This is a genomic window from Caldisericia bacterium (assembly GCA_030018355.1).
GTDB lineage: Bacteria > Caldisericota > Caldisericia > B22-G15 > B22-G15 > JAAYUH01.
The window spans coordinates 186,096-200,607 of sequence record JASEFN010000003.1; the positions used below are offsets into that span (position 1 = coordinate 186,096).

The 14,512-nt window shown below is 27.9% G+C and carries 14 protein-coding genes and 4 tRNA genes; 9 read left to right on the forward strand and 9 right to left on the reverse strand.

Annotated features, from left to right (window positions below):
• Positions 1–10 precede the first annotated feature (10 nt).
• Genes eno through ispE form a run of 6 tightly spaced genes read left to right on the forward strand, consistent with a single transcriptional unit; the run spans position 11 to position 5,133 of the window.
• Positions 11–1,282: a phosphopyruvate hydratase gene (eno, locus tag QMD25_04240; protein MDI6861211.1), complete on the forward strand. Its 1,272-nt coding sequence runs from the start codon at positions 11–13 to the stop codon at positions 1,280–1,282.
• Positions 1,251–2,516 carry a nucleotide sugar dehydrogenase gene (locus tag QMD25_04245; protein ID MDI6861212.1) on the forward strand — a complete coding sequence of 422 codons (1,266 nt, stop codon included), beginning with the start codon at positions 1,251–1,253 and terminating at the stop codon, positions 2,514–2,516. The genes eno and QMD25_04245 overlap by 32 nt, the downstream gene beginning before the upstream one ends.
• A gap of 18 nt (positions 2,517–2,534) precedes the next feature.
• Positions 2,535–3,239: a hypothetical protein gene (locus QMD25_04250; GenBank protein MDI6861213.1), complete on the forward strand. Its 705-nt coding sequence runs from the start codon at positions 2,535–2,537 to the stop codon at positions 3,237–3,239.
• Positions 3,220–3,540 carry a hypothetical protein gene (locus tag QMD25_04255; GenBank protein MDI6861214.1) on the forward strand — a complete coding sequence of 107 codons (321 nt, stop codon included), beginning with the start codon at positions 3,220–3,222 and terminating at the stop codon, positions 3,538–3,540. Before QMD25_04250 ends, QMD25_04255 begins: the two co-directional genes overlap by 20 nt.
• Entirely contained in the window at positions 3,537–4,313 is a 777-nt protein-coding gene (rsmA, locus tag QMD25_04260; GenBank protein MDI6861215.1) for a 16S rRNA (adenine(1518)-N(6)/adenine(1519)-N(6))-dimethyltransferase RsmA, read from the forward strand. Before QMD25_04255 ends, rsmA begins: the two co-directional genes overlap by 4 nt.
• The gene (gene ispE / locus QMD25_04265) at positions 4,273–5,133 is read left to right on the forward strand and encodes a 4-(cytidine 5'-diphospho)-2-C-methyl-D-erythritol kinase (GenBank protein ID MDI6861216.1); all 861 of its coding nucleotides are present in this window, start codon (positions 4,273–4,275) and stop codon (positions 5,131–5,133) included. The genes rsmA and ispE overlap by 41 nt, the downstream gene beginning before the upstream one ends.
• On the opposite strand, the gene lgt is transcribed toward ispE, so the two are convergent.
• The 5 genes from lgt to QMD25_04290 all read right to left on the reverse strand — a co-directional run bounded on the left by lgt (position 5,015) and on the right by QMD25_04290 (position 9,204).
• Entirely contained in the window at positions 5,015–5,845 is an 831-nt protein-coding gene (gene lgt, locus QMD25_04270; GenBank protein ID MDI6861217.1) for a prolipoprotein diacylglyceryl transferase, read from the reverse strand. The two genes, ispE and lgt, sit on opposite strands and share 119 nt — an antisense overlap.
• A gap of 57 nt (positions 5,846–5,902) precedes the next feature.
• The gene (locus QMD25_04275; protein ID MDI6861218.1) at positions 5,903–6,628 is read right to left on the reverse strand and encodes an amino acid ABC transporter ATP-binding protein; all 726 of its coding nucleotides are present in this window, start codon (positions 6,626–6,628) and stop codon (positions 5,903–5,905) included.
• Positions 6,629–6,641: 13 nt separating this feature from the next.
• Positions 6,642–7,310, reverse strand: coding sequence for an amino acid ABC transporter permease (locus QMD25_04280; protein ID MDI6861219.1), 669 nt, complete (start codon positions 7,308–7,310; stop codon positions 6,642–6,644).
• A gap of 16 nt (positions 7,311–7,326) precedes the next feature.
• Positions 7,327–8,337, reverse strand: a complete 1,011-nt coding sequence (locus tag QMD25_04285) for a transporter substrate-binding domain-containing protein (protein MDI6861220.1) — start codon at positions 8,335–8,337, stop codon at positions 7,327–7,329.
• A gap of 87 nt (positions 8,338–8,424) precedes the next feature.
• On the reverse strand, positions 8,425–9,204 hold the full coding sequence (locus QMD25_04290; GenBank protein ID MDI6861221.1) for a TatD family hydrolase: 780 nt from the start codon (positions 9,202–9,204) through the stop codon (positions 8,425–8,427).
• A gap of 65 nt (positions 9,205–9,269) precedes the next feature.
• On the opposite strand from QMD25_04290, the gene QMD25_04295 reads away from it, so the two are divergent.
• The 3 genes from QMD25_04295 to QMD25_04305 all read left to right on the forward strand — a co-directional run bounded on the left by QMD25_04295 (position 9,270) and on the right by QMD25_04305 (position 10,395).
• A tRNA-Cys gene (locus QMD25_04295) sits at positions 9,270–9,344 on the forward strand.
• Between the two features lie 2 nt (positions 9,345–9,346).
• Positions 9,347–9,434: transfer RNA gene (locus QMD25_04300), tRNA-Leu, on the forward strand.
• Between the two features lie 52 nt (positions 9,435–9,486).
• Positions 9,487–10,395: a Spy/CpxP family protein refolding chaperone gene (locus tag QMD25_04305; GenBank protein MDI6861222.1), complete on the forward strand. Its 909-nt coding sequence runs from the start codon at positions 9,487–9,489 to the stop codon at positions 10,393–10,395.
• Positions 10,396–10,435: 40 nt separating this feature from the next.
• On the opposite strand, the gene uvrA is transcribed toward QMD25_04305, so the two are convergent.
• The 4 genes from uvrA to QMD25_04325 all read right to left on the reverse strand — a co-directional run bounded on the left by uvrA (position 10,436) and on the right by QMD25_04325 (position 14,477).
• Positions 10,436–13,261 (reverse strand): excinuclease ABC subunit UvrA, encoded by a 2,826-nt coding sequence (uvrA, locus tag QMD25_04310; protein ID MDI6861223.1) that lies wholly within the window; start codon positions 13,259–13,261, stop codon positions 10,436–10,438.
• Between the two features lie 5 nt (positions 13,262–13,266).
• Positions 13,267–13,343: transfer RNA gene (locus QMD25_04315), tRNA-Arg, on the reverse strand.
• A 9-nt stretch (positions 13,344–13,352) separates the two neighbouring features.
• A tRNA-Ser gene (locus QMD25_04320) sits at positions 13,353–13,446 on the reverse strand.
• A 59-nt stretch (positions 13,447–13,505) separates the two neighbouring features.
• Positions 13,506–14,477 (reverse strand): hypothetical protein, encoded by a 972-nt coding sequence (locus tag QMD25_04325; protein ID MDI6861224.1) that lies wholly within the window; start codon positions 14,475–14,477, stop codon positions 13,506–13,508.
• Positions 14,478–14,512: the final 35 nt, after the last annotated feature.

Sequence of the window (14,512 nt, forward strand, 5' to 3'; positions counted from 1 at the left end):
GGGAAATTTTATGGAAGAGATAATTGAAGTTAAAGGGAGAGAGATTTTAGATTCAAGGGGAAACCCAACCCTTGAAGTTGAAGTAACAACAATTTCTGGTTTTAAAGGAAACTCTCAAGTTCCTTCAGGTGCTTCAAAAGGAAAATATGAAGCAGTTGAATTAAGAGACGGAGATGAGAGATTTTTTGGAAAAGGAGTTCAAAATGCAATAAAAAACATAGAACTATGTATTGCACCTGAAATTTTAGGAATAGATGTATTAGATCAAGAAGAGATAGATAAGAGAATGATAAATTTAGATGGGACTAAAAATAAAAGTAAAATTGGAGCAAATGCTATACTTGGAGTTTCTCTTGCTGTTGCAAGAGCAGGAAGTTCATTTTTAGGTATTCCACTTTATAGATATATTGGAGGTCTTTTTGCAAATGTTCTTCCAGTTCCATATTTAAATATAATTAATGGAGGGAAACATGCTGAAAATAATCTTGATATTCAAGAGTTTATGATTGTTCCATATGGATTTTATTCTTTTAAAGACGCATTAAGAGCGAGTGCAGAAATTTATATGAAACTCAAAGAAGTTTTAAAAGAACGAGATCTTTCAGTAGGGATAGGAGATGAAGGAGGATTTTCTCCAATTTTAAAAAACAATGAAGAAGCAATTAAATTAATAATTGAGGCAGTTGAAAGTGCAAAATATAAACCACAAGAAGAAATTTTTCTTGCACTTGATGTAGCAGCATCGAGTTTCTTTAAAGATGGGAAATACCATTTTGAAGGAAAAAAGATAAATGGTGAAGATTTAATAGAATATTATATAAGATTGATAGAAAAATATCCCATAATTTCAATAGAAGATCCTTTTGATGAAGAAGATTATGATTCTTGGAAAATATTTACCAAGGAAGTTAAAGATAAAATTCAAATTGTTGGTGATGATATTTTTGTAACTAATAAAGAAAAATTTCTTTTTGGAATTGAAAATGGAATTGCTAATGCAATTTTAATTAAATTAAATCAAATTGGCACTATCACAGAAACACTAGAAGTTATTAATATTGCAAGAAAATATGGCTATAACTATATAATTTCCCATAGATCTGGTGAAACAACTGATACCTTTATTTCTGATTTTTCAGTTGCAACCCAAAGTTTTCAAATTAAAACTGGTGCCCCTGCAAGAGGTGAAAGAGTTGCAAAATATAATAGATTATTAGTAATTGAAGAAGAATTAGGAGATAAAGCAAGATATGGAAGAGAGTTTCTCAGAATTAAAAAATAAGATAAAAAATAAGGAATGTTTAATAGGTATAATTGGTTTAGGTTATGTTGGTTTGACTCTTGCAAGAACTATTTTAAATAAAGGATTTAAAGTAATAGGTTATGATATTTCTCTTGAAAAGATAAATTTACTTAAAAAAGGAAGATCATATATTGTTGATGTTAAAGATGGAGAGATTGAAACTTTTTTAAATAAAACTTTTTTTCCAACAAATAGTGTTTCAGATTTAAAAGATTTAGATATATTTATTGTTTCTGTTCCAACACCTTTAAATGAAGATGAATCTCCTGAATTAAAGTTTGTATTAAAAGCAATTAGAGATATAAGAAAAAATTTACAAGATAAAAATCTTATTATTTTTGAGAGCACTCTTCCCCCAGGAACTACTGAAGAAATTATCTATCCAAAATTAAAGAAAAGTGGTAAAAATTTTTATCTCTGTTTTTCTCCAGAAAGAATTAATCCAGGAAGTAATTATCCAGTTGATGAGATACCAAAAATTATAAGTGGAATTGATGATGATTCTCTTGCAATAGGAACCTTTTTTTATTCTCACATCTTTTTAAAAGTTATACCTGTTTCATCCACAAAAACTGCTGAATATATTAAACTTCTTGAAAATAGTTTTAGATTTATAAATATCTCATTTATTAATGAATTTGCTAAATTAACTTCAATGGATAATGTGGATATTTTTGAAGTAATAGAAGGCGCTAAAACCAAACCTTATGGTTTTGTTCCATTTTATCCAAATTGGGGAGTTGGTGGAGATTGTATTCCAACAGTTCCACTTTTTCTTGTTGAAAGAGGCAAAAAATTAGGTTTTAAATTTTCTTCTATTGAATATTCTAATATAATAAATAAAAGCATGCCGTATTTTTGGTTTGAAAAAATAAAGAAATACTTAAAAAAAGGCAAAGTTTTTGTAATAGGTGTTACATATAAAAGAGATGTGAATGATATAAGAAACTCTCAACCTTTAAAATTTATTGAATTGTTATTAAATAAAGGCATAAATGTTTCATATTTCGATCCTTTTATAGAAAAAATCAAAGTAAATAATAAAATATTAGAAAGAGAAGATATAAAAAAGACAAAACTAAAGAACTTTGATTTAATTGTTATTGGAACAAATCATTCAGGAATTGCATATGATATTCTATTAGAAATCAAAAAACCCATTCTTGATCCTTATGGAGTTCTTCCAAAAACAAAATACACTATTTCATTTTAAATGTGGTAAAATAAACTCATGATAAAAGAGGATGTAAAACTTTTACTTAAAAAAACATTAAAAGAAACATTTTCAGATGATATTGAAAAGATTATTAAAATCGATAAGAATACTTATTATGTAAATTCAAATTCATTTTTTATTTTATTAAAAACACATTCCATTATTAAAGGAATGAGCAAACATTTTAAATTTTTCAACACATATCATTTTGGTGATAAATGTATAATAATTGAAAATGATTATTTAAAAGATTTTATAAAGAAATTTGATGAATTAAAAAAGAAAAAACCAACAAAGGCATCTGTTTTATTTATTGATGAAAACAACGATATATATATGGTTTCACCATCTTTTATTCTTGAATTTAAAGAAAGATATGGAACAATAGGTAAAGGAGAAGATGGGAAAATTTTCATATTTGTGCCTACTGTTCTTTTAAATAAAATAAATAATGACATTGAAGACGAACAGGAATTAAAAGAAAAGAGAATGATTCAAATAATTCAAGACATAAATTCAATTCCTTATGAAAGTATAAATGATTATGATGACGACATAAATTTTAATTTGCCAATGATACCTGAACTTTATCTTGATACAACTTTAGAAGAGAAAAATGAATATCTTTTAAGAAAGATAGATGAACTTGAAAAGGAGATTAAAAAATTAAAAGAAAGTAAAAACAAAAGGAGGAGAAGAAATGGAAATAAAAATAGATAATGAAGATGAAAAAAAGATAATATCAGCAATAAGTTATATCCCATTTCTTTTTATAATACCACTTGTTCTTGTTAAAAATGATCCATTTGTTCATTCTCACGCAAAACAAGGATTTGTGCTTTTTATTTTCGAAGTGGCAATATGGGTACTTGGAAAGATACCTCTTATTGGATGGTTATTTAAATATTTTATAGGAGCCATTATTTTTATTATTGCACTTTATGCATTGATAGAGGCCCTACTTGGAAAATTTTGGAAAATTCCTATAATTGGTGATATTGCTGAAGAGATTAAAATTTGAATAAAAAAGAGTTTTTTAAAAAATTTAGATTTAAAAAGAGTTTAGGTCAAAATTTTTTTGTTGGTAATCGTGAAGAGTTAATAAATTTAACAAATTTTTGTGAAGATGATATTGTCATAGAAGTAGGAACAGGAACTGGAGATGTAACAAAGGAAATAGCAAAAAGGGTTAAAAAAATTATTTCATATGAAATTGATGAGAGATTAAAAGAAATAATAAATGAAAATATAATTTTTTATAAAAATATAGAAATTAAGTTTATGGATTTTTTAAAAGAGGAGAATTTTCCAGAAAAAGTGAGATTTTTTTCAAATCTACCCTATTGTTTATCAACTGAAATCTTAAAAAAATGCACAAAAATTAATGAATTAATAGATGGTTATTTTATGATTCAAAAAGAATTGGGAGAAAGGATTTTATCAAAAGAAGGTTCTAAAAGTTATGGTGCTATTTCTATATTTTTACAAACATTTTTTGATTTTAAAAATATCAAAGTTTTCAGTAAAAATAATTTTTATCCAAGGCCAGATGTAGATTCAATTTTTATCTATTTTAAAAGAAAAAGAACCTGGGAAGAAAAATTTGAAGAATATGAAAAATTTTTAAAAGAAATATTTTCAAAGAGAAGAAAAAAAATTAAGAAAGTTTTAACAGATTTAGTTGGTAATAATTTATCGATTGATTTAAACTTAAGACCTGAAAACCTTAAAGTAGAAAATTATATTGAATTATATGAAATTTTTATCAGAAGCAAAGATAAACTTAACACTTGATGTTCTCCTAAAACTCCCAGATGGGTATCACCTTATAAAAAGTCTTGTTTTAAAAGTTCCACTTTGTGATGAAATCTATTTTGAGTTTGGTAAAGATATGGTTATTTATGAAAATGTTTTAGTTGATAATGATATTATTGAAAGGACAAAAAAAAGATTTTTTGAAATAACAAAAATAAGCGATAAAATAACTATAAGAGTAAAAAAGAATATCCCAGTTGGAAGTGGTCTTGGTGGCGGAAGTTCAAATGCTGCAAGAGTCCTTCTTTCTTTAAATCAAATCTATGACTTTCCACTTGATGAACATACTCTTTTTGAAATTGGTAAAGATTTAGGATCTGATGTAAATCTTTTTTTAAGAGATGAAAAACTAATTTTAATTGAAGGTAAAGGAGAGAAAGTTTTTCCAATCTATGCAAAAGATAGAGAATTCTTTTTTTCAATTGTCTATCCGAATATTAAAATTTCAACAAAAGATGTTTATAGTGCTATAGAAAAAATTGAAAAAAGAGAGTTAATAACAGACAAGGTTTTAGACAGAATCTTATTAGGTGAAGACTTTATTCATTTTTTAAAAAATGATCTTGAAGAATTTGCTTTTAAAATAAAACCAGAGTTAAAAGAGATAAAAGAAATACTTTTAAAGCATTTTTCAATAAATGTTGTAATGTCGGGTAGTGGATCATCTTTTATTTGTTTTTTTAATTCACCGAATCATCTTTACTCTCACTTTGAATTTCTGAAGAAGTTTCACTTTCAAGTTTTTCTTTTTCATGCTTTAGGCTGGGAGAAGATTTATAGAATAGATATGCAAAAATAAATAAAACAAAAACTCCCCATTGAGATGGAGTTAAACCGAAAATAGGAGTGTGATCACCTCTTAAAAATTCTACAAAAAATGTTGAAATTCCATAAAACACTAAAAATAGAGAGAAAATCGCACCTTCAACTTTAACCCTTTTTCTTAATTTTAAAAGTACAAAAAATGTTATGAAACCTAAAATTGATAAAAGTGGTTGAGTCGGATATCTTGGAACTCCTATTGGTGCAAATGATTCTGGATCTGTGAATGTTATAGAAAAAGGAAATGGGAGACCTGTTGGTTTACCATAACAACATCCATTAAGTGTACAACCTATTCTTCCTATTCCCCACCCTAATGCTAAGGGAAGAGATGCAATATCGGTAATTTTATAGAAAAGATTTCCTCTTTTTTTCCAATAGTAATAGGAGAAAATATAACCAAATACAACTATTCCAAGATAACTTAAGCCACCTTCCCAAAAATAAAAAATTCTTAATGGATTAGAAAAGTAATAGAGAGGAGTATTAAAAAGAATATAAAATATTCTTGCACCTAAAACTCCAACGATAATTAACCAAATTACATAATCATAAAAGGTGTCATCATTTATTCCAATTTTTTTAAATTCCTTATGAGCATAAATAATTCCAACAATAACTGCAAGAGCAATCATTACTCCATACCATCTTATTGCAAAATCACCAATTCTAATAAAAATTGGATACATACCTTTATCTCCTTTTAAAAAGAAATCAAAATTAATTATACAATAAAATTTGATGTTCTAAATATTTATTATTCTTGAAAGGAATTGTTTTGCTCTTTCTGTTTTAGGATTTTTAAAAAATTCTTCAGGCTCATTCTCTTCAATAATTTCTCCTTTATCCATAAATATTATTCTATCTCCAACTTCTTTTGCAAAACCTAACTCATGTGATACAACTATCATAGTCATTCCATCTCTTGCAAGAATTTTCATAACATCAAGAACATCTTTAATGAGTTCTACATCAATAGCAGATGTAGGTTCATCAAATAACATAATTTCTGGTTGAAGAGCAAGGGCTCTAGCAATAGCGACCCTTTGCTGTTCCCCTCCAGAAAGTTGAATTGGATAGTGATACGCTCTGTCTTTAAGACCAACTTTTTCAAGATATTCAAAAGCAATTTTTTTTGCTTCTTCTTCATTTTTCTTTTTTACAACTCTGAGTGGAAGAGTAATGTTTTCAAGTGCAGTCAAATGGTGGAAAAGATTAAATCTTTGAAAAACCATTCCAATTCTTTCTCTAAGTTTATTGTAATCACTATATTTATCAATTTTTACACCATCAAAGTATATTTCACCAGATGTTGGTTCCTCAAGCCTATTTATGCATCTAATAAGTGTTGATTTTCCTGCACCTGATGGACCTATAATAACAAGAACTTCTTGTTTATGTAAATCTAAATTTATATTTTTTAAAACATCTATTTTTCCAAACTTTTTATATAAATTTCTAATTTTTAAAATTACACTATTTCCATTATATCCCACCTTTCGCCAACCTCCTTTCTAAAACATAAGCAATTCTTGTAAGTGGAAGTGTTAAAACAAGATAAATTAGTGCTGCTCCAATAAGAGGTGTCCAAACATTTGCTTTTGTTCCCATAAGTTGTCTTGCATTTCTTAAAAGTTCTGGAACAGCAATAATGGAGAGCAAAGAAGAATCTTTTAACATTGCAACAAATTCATTTGTCAATGGAGGGATAACTCTTTTAAATGCTTGAGGTAAAATAATATATCTCATTGCTTGTCCATATGTCATACCTACAGACCTTGCGGCTTCCATCTGTCCCTTTTCAATTGATTCAATTCCTGCTCTGAAAATTTCTCCACAATATGCACCTGAATTTATTGATAAAGCGAGAACTCCTGCTGTAAAATAATCAAGTTTTATATTAAATGCAGCAAGTCCATAATATGCAACCATAATATGAAGAAGAAGGGGAGTACCCCTTATTACTTCAATATAGGTACTCCCAATTGCCTTAAAAATTGGATTTTTTGAAATTTTAAGTAAGGAGGCACCAAGACCAATTATTATCCCAAAGAATATTGAAATTGTCGAAAAAAGAATCGTATATTTTGCTCCATTAATTAAAATTGGAATTGAATCAAGTAAAAGAGAAATTCTAAAATCAAGTCCTCTCATTTTATTTTATACTTCTTTACTTTTGAGGTGGTTCAACACCAAACCACTTTACATAGACCTCTCTATATTTACCACTCTCCCTTAAATTTTTAAGTGCTCTATTTATTTCATCAATTAAAGTTTGATCTTCAAGTCTTGCACAAATTCCATATTGTTCAACTGTCAAAAGTTTTCCCACAAGTTTAACATTTTTCCTTTCTTTTGCGAACCAAGCATTAACAGGTAAATCATTTAAAACAGCATCAATTCTTCCAAGTTCAAGATCCTGAAATGCTTGTTGAATATCATCATATCTTTTAATCTCTTTAATTCCTTGAATTTTTTGAGCAGTAAAATCTCCAGTTGTGTTTATTTGAACACCTACAATTTTTCCTACAAGATCGTTTTCATTATTTATTCTTGTATCATCTTTTCTAACTGCAATAATTTGTCCTGAATCATAATATGGGTCAGAAAAAAGCATCTCTTTTTTTCTATCTTCAGTTATAGTTACTGATGAAATAATTACATCAAACTTTTCAGTTTTAAGAGCAGCAAAAATTCCATCCCATGCTGTATCAATAATTTGAGCACCATTTAGTCCCATCTCTTGAGCAATTAAATTTATTAAATCTATATCAAAACCAACTGGTTTTCCATTTTCCATATATTCAAATGGAGGATATGTCACATCTGAACCAACTAATAGATAGCCTCTATTCCTTGCTTTAGTTAGTGTTGTCATTCTAAGTGTTAAATTGAGGTTATTTTCACCTTTTGATAGGTTAACAGTTTGACTAATTGGATAATATCCCTCAAAATTAACATTTAAATTATAGGCTCTTTCTTCTAAATTTTTGAATTCAAATTCTCCATTATTATTTGTAGTTGCAGAAAGTGAGTCAAGATTAACTACAACACCACTTAAAGGTTTACCATTTTCATCTTTTACAACACCTAATAAAGTTACTTCACTCCCTCTTCTACAACTAATAAAAATTACAAAAAAAGAAATTAAAAGAATCATTAATAAAAGTTTTTTAAACATCTGTAACCTCCTAAAAATGTTTTATAAATAATATTTATCTTAATTTTTCCATATGTCAATAATTTTGGCATCTTATATTTTGATATGTTAAAAATTAACTTTAAATAATTGTGAAAAGTTTTTATTTGTAATTTCAGATAATTTTTCCAAAGGTATATTAATTAATTTTGCCAAATATTCGGCAGTATAAATTAAAAATTTAGGTTCATTCCTTTTTCCTCTGAAATTTTGTGGAGCAAGATATGGAGCATCAGTTTCAAGTAATATTCTTTCAAGAGGTGCTCTTTTTATTGTTTCTCTTAAAACTTCATTTTTAGGATATGTTAATGTTCCACCAATTCCAATATAAAAACCTAAATTTATAATTTCTTTTAATTTTGATAAATCTCCACCAAAACAGTGAAATACCCCATTTATCTTTCCCTTATATTTCTTTAAAATTTCAACTGTATCCCAAAAACTATCTCTTTCATGAATAATAATTGGTAGATTCATTTCAATAGCAAATTCAATTTGATTTTTAAACACTTTAATTTGAGTCTCTTTTGGAGAAAGATTTCTATAATAATCAAGACCTATTTCGCCTATTGCGACTATTTTTTTATTTTCTTTAATCATTTTTTCAAAATCAATTAAAAAGATTTCTTTGAAATCTTTTGCATCATGTGGATGGAAGCCTAAAGATGCAAAGATAAAATTGTAATTTTTTGAGAGTTTATCTGAATTTAATGAAGATTCAAAATCATATCCAACATTAAGAAAATATTTAATATTATATAAAAAAGAATTTTCAAAAACCTTTTCTCTGTCTAAATCAAAAACTTTCATATCAAGATGGATATGTGAATCAACAAAAAAATAACTCATAATTTAATATTTTATCAAATAACTTGAAATAATGAATAAGTTTGGTATAAATAAACTTAGGTAAAGGCGGCATAGCCAAGTGGTAAGGCGACGGTCTGCAAAACCGTTATTCCCCGGTTCAAATCCGGGTGCCGCCTCCAATGCCGGAGTGGCGGAACAGGCAGACGCAAGGGACTTAAAATCCCTCGGACGATGAGTCCGTGTGGGTTCGATTCCCACCTCCGGCACCACTTTGTAACAAAAATTATTTTTCCTTTGTATAAATAGGTGGAGGTGAGGAATATGAGTAAAAAATTATTAATAACAATTCTTATTATTTTGATTTCAGGGTTAATAGTTTTAAGTGGTGTTTATGCAGGTAATTTATTTAAGGGTAAAGAAAAAGGGTTTCCACCACAATTAAAAAGATTAAATTTAACAGATGAACAAAAACAAGAAATTGAAAAAATACTTAAGGATTTAAGAGATAAAAGCGAAGAGATATTTAAGATAATAAAGGAAAATATTGAAAAAGAAAAGGAGTTACTTTCTGAAGAAGTATTAAATGAAAAAGATTTAGATGTTGTAGTTGAGTCACAAATTAAAAATTTAATAGATCTTTATTCTTTAAGAAAAGACGCATATATTAAAATTGTTTCTATTTTAAATAATGATCAAAGAAAAATATTTCCAACATTCATTGAGTTTTCGTTTATAAAATCACATTATTTTAAACCAAATTTTATAAATGAAATTATAGAAGATTTTAATGAAAGAATTAGAGATTATATAAGAATTGGTAGAAAATTAAATTTATCTGAAGAACAAAAAGAAGAACTCAAAATGTTAATAAGGGACGAAAATATTAAAAAGTATAAATTTATTTACCTTTTGGAGTTAAGATTTCTTAAAAAGATATTAAATTTAAGTGATGAACAAATTGAAAAAGTGAAAGAGATTTTCAAAAATGAAAAAGAGAAAGAAAAGGAATATTTTGAAAAAATAAGAGAGAATAATAAAAAGCAGAGAGAAATTCTTAAAAGTGAAAACTTTAATGAAGAGGAACTTACTAATTTAATTGACGAGTATATACTTATTGAAAGAGACATTTATTCCTTAAGAAAAAATCTTTATTTTGAATTTCTTAAAATATTAACTTTTGAACAAAGAAAAAATTCACCAACTTCAATATTTTTCTTAAAAGGTATATAAAAAATTAAAAAAGTGGAAGAGTACAAAACTCTTCCACTTTTTATTTTATATTAAGGATTTTTCTTAAAAGGTCACCAGTATATGATTTGTAATTTTTTGCAATTTCTTCAGGTGTTCCCTCTCCTACAATATAACCTCCTTCATCTCCACCTTCTGGTCCTAAATCAATTATGTAATCTGCAAATTTTATAACATCTGGATGATGTTCTATAACAACAACACTATTTCCTTTCTCAACTAACCTATTTAAAACATTCAAAAGTTTTTTAACATCATCAAAATGAAGTCCTGTTGTGGGCTCATCAAGAAGGTAAAGAGTGTGACCCTTAAAACTTTTTGATAATTCATATGCAAGTTTTACCCTTTGTGCTTCTCCTCCAGAAAGAGTTGGTGCTGGTTGACCAAGTTTAATATAACCAAGTCCAACATCTTTTAAAAGTTTCAACTTTCTTTTAATTGGTTCAATGTTTTCAAAAAATTCGTACGCTTCATCTACTGTCATATCCAAAACTTGAGAGATGTTTTTACCTTTCCATTCAATTTCAAGTGTTTCTCTATTATATCTTTTTCCATGACAAACTTCACATGTAACATAAACATCAGGAAGAAATTGCATTTCAATTTTTTTAATACCAGCACCTTCGCAAGCCTCGCATCTTCCACCTCTAACATTGAATGAAAATCTTCCCGGTGTATAACCCCTTTCTCTTGATTCTCTTGTTTTTGAAAAAAGTTCTCTTATAGGAGTAAAAACATTTGTATAAGTAGCAGGATTTGATCTTGGTGTTCTACCAATAGGAGATTGATCAACAAGCACTACCCTATCTATATTTTCTAAACCTTTAAACTCTTTAAATTTTCCTGGTTTTTCACTGGAATTATAAAAAATTTCCATTAATCCTTTATACAAAATATCATAAATCAAAGTTGATTTACCTGAACCAGAAACACCTGTTATACAGGTTAACGTATTTAAAGGAATTTTAACATTAATATTTTTTAAATTGTGTTCATTTGCACCAATTATTTCTAAATATTTTCCATTACCTTTTCTTCTCTTTGTGGGAATTTCTATTTTAAGTTTTTGAGAAAGATATTTTCCTGTCAATGAATTTTCATCCTTCAATATATCTTCATATTTTCCTTCAAAAACAACTTTTCCACCATTTTCTCCTGCACCTGGTCCCATATCTATAATCCAATCAGATTCTTTTATAACTTGCTCATCGTGTTCAACCACAATCAAGGTATTTCCAAGGTCTCTTAATCTTTTTAGTGAATCAAGAAGTCTTTTTGTATCTCTATAATGTAATCCAATTGTTGGTTCATCAAGAACATATAAAACGCCAGTTAAGCCTGACCCAATTTGAGTTGCAAGTCTAATTCTTTGTGCTTCTCCTCCTGAGAGAGTTCTCGATTCCCTATTTAGAGTCAAATAAGATAGTCCAACATCAATTAAAAATTTAAGTCTTCCTTTTATCTCTTTTAAAATTTGTTTTGCTATTACCTTTTGAGTTTCATTTAATTTAAGATTTTCAAAGAAATATAGACACTCTTTTATATTCATTTCTGTTATTTCAGATATATTTTTATCTCCAACTTTTACAGCAAGAGCTTCTTTTTTTAACCTTTTTCCACCACATAAAGGACAAGGAAGGAATCTCATAAATTTTTCATAATACTCTTTCATCTCATATGATTCAGTTTCTTTATATCTTCTTTCAATCATTGGAATTATTCCTTCCCAGTAGACATAACCTCTATATGAACTTCTTCTTATTTTAGTTAATGACCAATATCTACTTTTTGTACCATACAATAAAATATCTAAAACTTCTTCATCAATATCTTTAATTTTTGTATCAATATCATAGCCAAAATTTAAAAGAAGATTATCTAAAATTTCAATTGTATAACTATCTTCACTTTGGAATCCAGCAACTTTAATTGCTCCTTCTCTTATTGATAAATTTTTATTTGGAATTATTAAATCTGGATCAACAACCATTTTAAATCCTAAACCCTGACACTCTTCACATGCACCATATGGTGAATTAAAAGAGAATAATCTTGGTTCTATTTCAGGTAAAGAAATTCCACAATTTGGACATGCAAATCTTGATGAAAAAATTATCTCTTCGTCATTTTCAACATTTAAAACTTTAACTAAACCCTCAGAATATTTTAATGAAAGTTCAACTGAGTCTACCAATCTATTTTTAATATCATCTTGAATTATTAATCTATCAATAACAATTTCAATATCATGTTTTTTATTTTTGTCAAGATTAATTTCCTCTTCAAGCGTATAAATAGTTTTATCAACTCTTACTCTAACAAAACCATCTTTTTTAAGTTTTTCAAAAAGATTCCTATATTCTCCTTTTCTTCCAATTACAACAGGTGAAAGGATTATTATTTTACTATCTCTTGGAAGAGATAATATTTGATCAACAATCTCTTGGGGGGTTTGTTTTCTTATCTCTCTTCCACACTCTGGACAATGTGGGATACCAATTCTTGCAAAGAGGAGTCTTAAATAATCATAAATTTCAGTCATTGTGCCAACAGTTGATCTTGGATTATGAGTTGCTGCCTTTTGATCTATTGCAATTGCAGGTGATAAACCCTCAATAAAATCAACATCTGGTTTGTCCATAAGTTCGAGGAATTGTCTTGCATATGATGAAAGTGATTCAACATATCTTCTTTGACCTTCAGCATAAATTGTGTCAAAAGCAAGTGATGATTTTCCTGAACCAGATAAACCTGTTATCACAACCAATTTGTTTCTTGGAATTTTTACATCAATATTTTTTAAATTGTGTACTCTTGCACCTTTAACAAAAATGTAGTTATTATTCATCGGAATGGCGCGCCCAGCGGGAGTTGAACCCACAACCTGCGGATCCGTAGTCCGCCGCTCTATCCAGTTGAGCTATGGGCGCAAAATAAAGTGGCGGAGAGAGCGGGATTCGAACCCGCGAACGGAGTTTTCACTCCGTCACCTGCTTAGCAGGCAGGTGCCTTCAGCCACTCGGCCATCTCTCCGCAACTAAAATTATAAATTAATTTAATTTTAATGTAAAGTTAATTCAACTAAAAAATATTTAGTCTAAAATACCAATTTTCATTAGATCTACATAAAGAATTTTTAAAGCAGTGTTAACTGTTTTCGCAAAATTTGTGAGGTGTTTTTTAATAATTTCATCATACTCTGATTGGTATTCATTATCAGTTAGAGTTTTATACATATCTTTATTTATTGAAAAACCATTTTTACTATTAATCTCTTTTCCATAAAACTTTTCCTGTATTCTAAAAATTTTTCCACTATCTTTTCTTGCTCTAAAGGCATTTAAAACTCCTAATCTTCTTAGTGTTTTAACATTAAATGTTTCATCTGTTTTTAAGGCCTCAAGATAATCTTTTCTTAAAATATCAATTTGAACCTCCTGATAATCTTCAAGAGCATAATGGTGATTCTCTCCTATTTTAATAAGTCCGTTTAAATCTAAAATATTCTTTAAAACAATAGAGTATGGAAGAGGGAAAGAGTGAAGTGGTTGTGTTAAATCTTCAACATAATGAAGTGCCCTTGCAAAAAATCTAAAGCCCCAATAAAGATCACCTCTATCAAATGCTTTAAGGGAAAGGTTGTAAAAATATTGTGCTCTATCTGGTGCTTTTCCTAATCTTATAAGGCCAAAAAAGGTTATATAATATTGATGTCTCCAACCAGATGAACCACCGGCAAGTTTTTGAAAGGGTGATAGTTTCAAATTATCATCCATATCCCAGTCAGGTTCATCTGTATAAATTGACAAAATTGTTATTGCGTCTGTCCTGCCTCCTATTGGTCCATCTTTATATTCAATTTTAAAATCTGGGTTATAAGGTTCTGTTTCAATATCACCATAAGAATATTCTGTAATTGTTATATTTGAAAATTTATTTAGCCATTCGACATCATAAACTATTTGGTAAGTAATTTTTCCATGGCTTGACCATGCAAATGTATTTCCAATAGAACAAGAAAAAATTAAAAAGAAAATTGATAAAAACTTAATAAATTTTTTCATAAAAAACCTCCAAGAAAATTATACTTTTTTTATAT

Coding starts and splice junctions, on each gene's coding strand:
- eno (MDI6861211.1), top strand. CDS start 11: ATGGAAGAGATAATTGAAGTTAAAGGGAGAGAGATTTTAGATTCAAGG.
- QMD25_04245 (MDI6861212.1), top strand. CDS start 1,251: ATGGAAGAGAGTTTCTCAGAATTAAAAAATAAGATAAAAAATAAGGAA.
- QMD25_04250 (MDI6861213.1), top strand. CDS start 2,535: ATGATAAAAGAGGATGTAAAACTTTTACTTAAAAAAACATTAAAAGAA.
- QMD25_04255 (MDI6861214.1), top strand. CDS start 3,220: ATGGAAATAAAAATAGATAATGAAGATGAAAAAAAGATAATATCAGCA.
- ispE (MDI6861216.1), top strand. CDS start 4,273: ATGAAATTTTTATCAGAAGCAAAGATAAACTTAACACTTGATGTTCTC.
- lgt (MDI6861217.1), bottom strand. CDS start 5,845: ATGTATCCAATTTTTATTAGAATTGGTGATTTTGCAATAAGATGGTAT.
- QMD25_04280 (MDI6861219.1), bottom strand. CDS start 7,310: ATGAGAGGACTTGATTTTAGAATTTCTCTTTTACTTGATTCAATTCCA.
- QMD25_04285 (MDI6861220.1), bottom strand. CDS start 8,337: ATGTTTAAAAAACTTTTATTAATGATTCTTTTAATTTCTTTTTTTGTA.
- QMD25_04290 (MDI6861221.1), bottom strand. CDS start 9,204: ATGAGTTATTTTTTTGTTGATTCACATATCCATCTTGATATGAAAGTT.
- QMD25_04305 (MDI6861222.1), top strand. CDS start 9,487: ATGAGTAAAAAATTATTAATAACAATTCTTATTATTTTGATTTCAGGG.
- uvrA (MDI6861223.1), bottom strand. CDS start 13,261: ATGAATAATAACTACATTTTTGTTAAAGGTGCAAGAGTACACAATTTA.
- QMD25_04325 (MDI6861224.1), bottom strand. CDS start 14,477: ATGAAAAAATTTATTAAGTTTTTATCAATTTTCTTTTTAATTTTTTCT.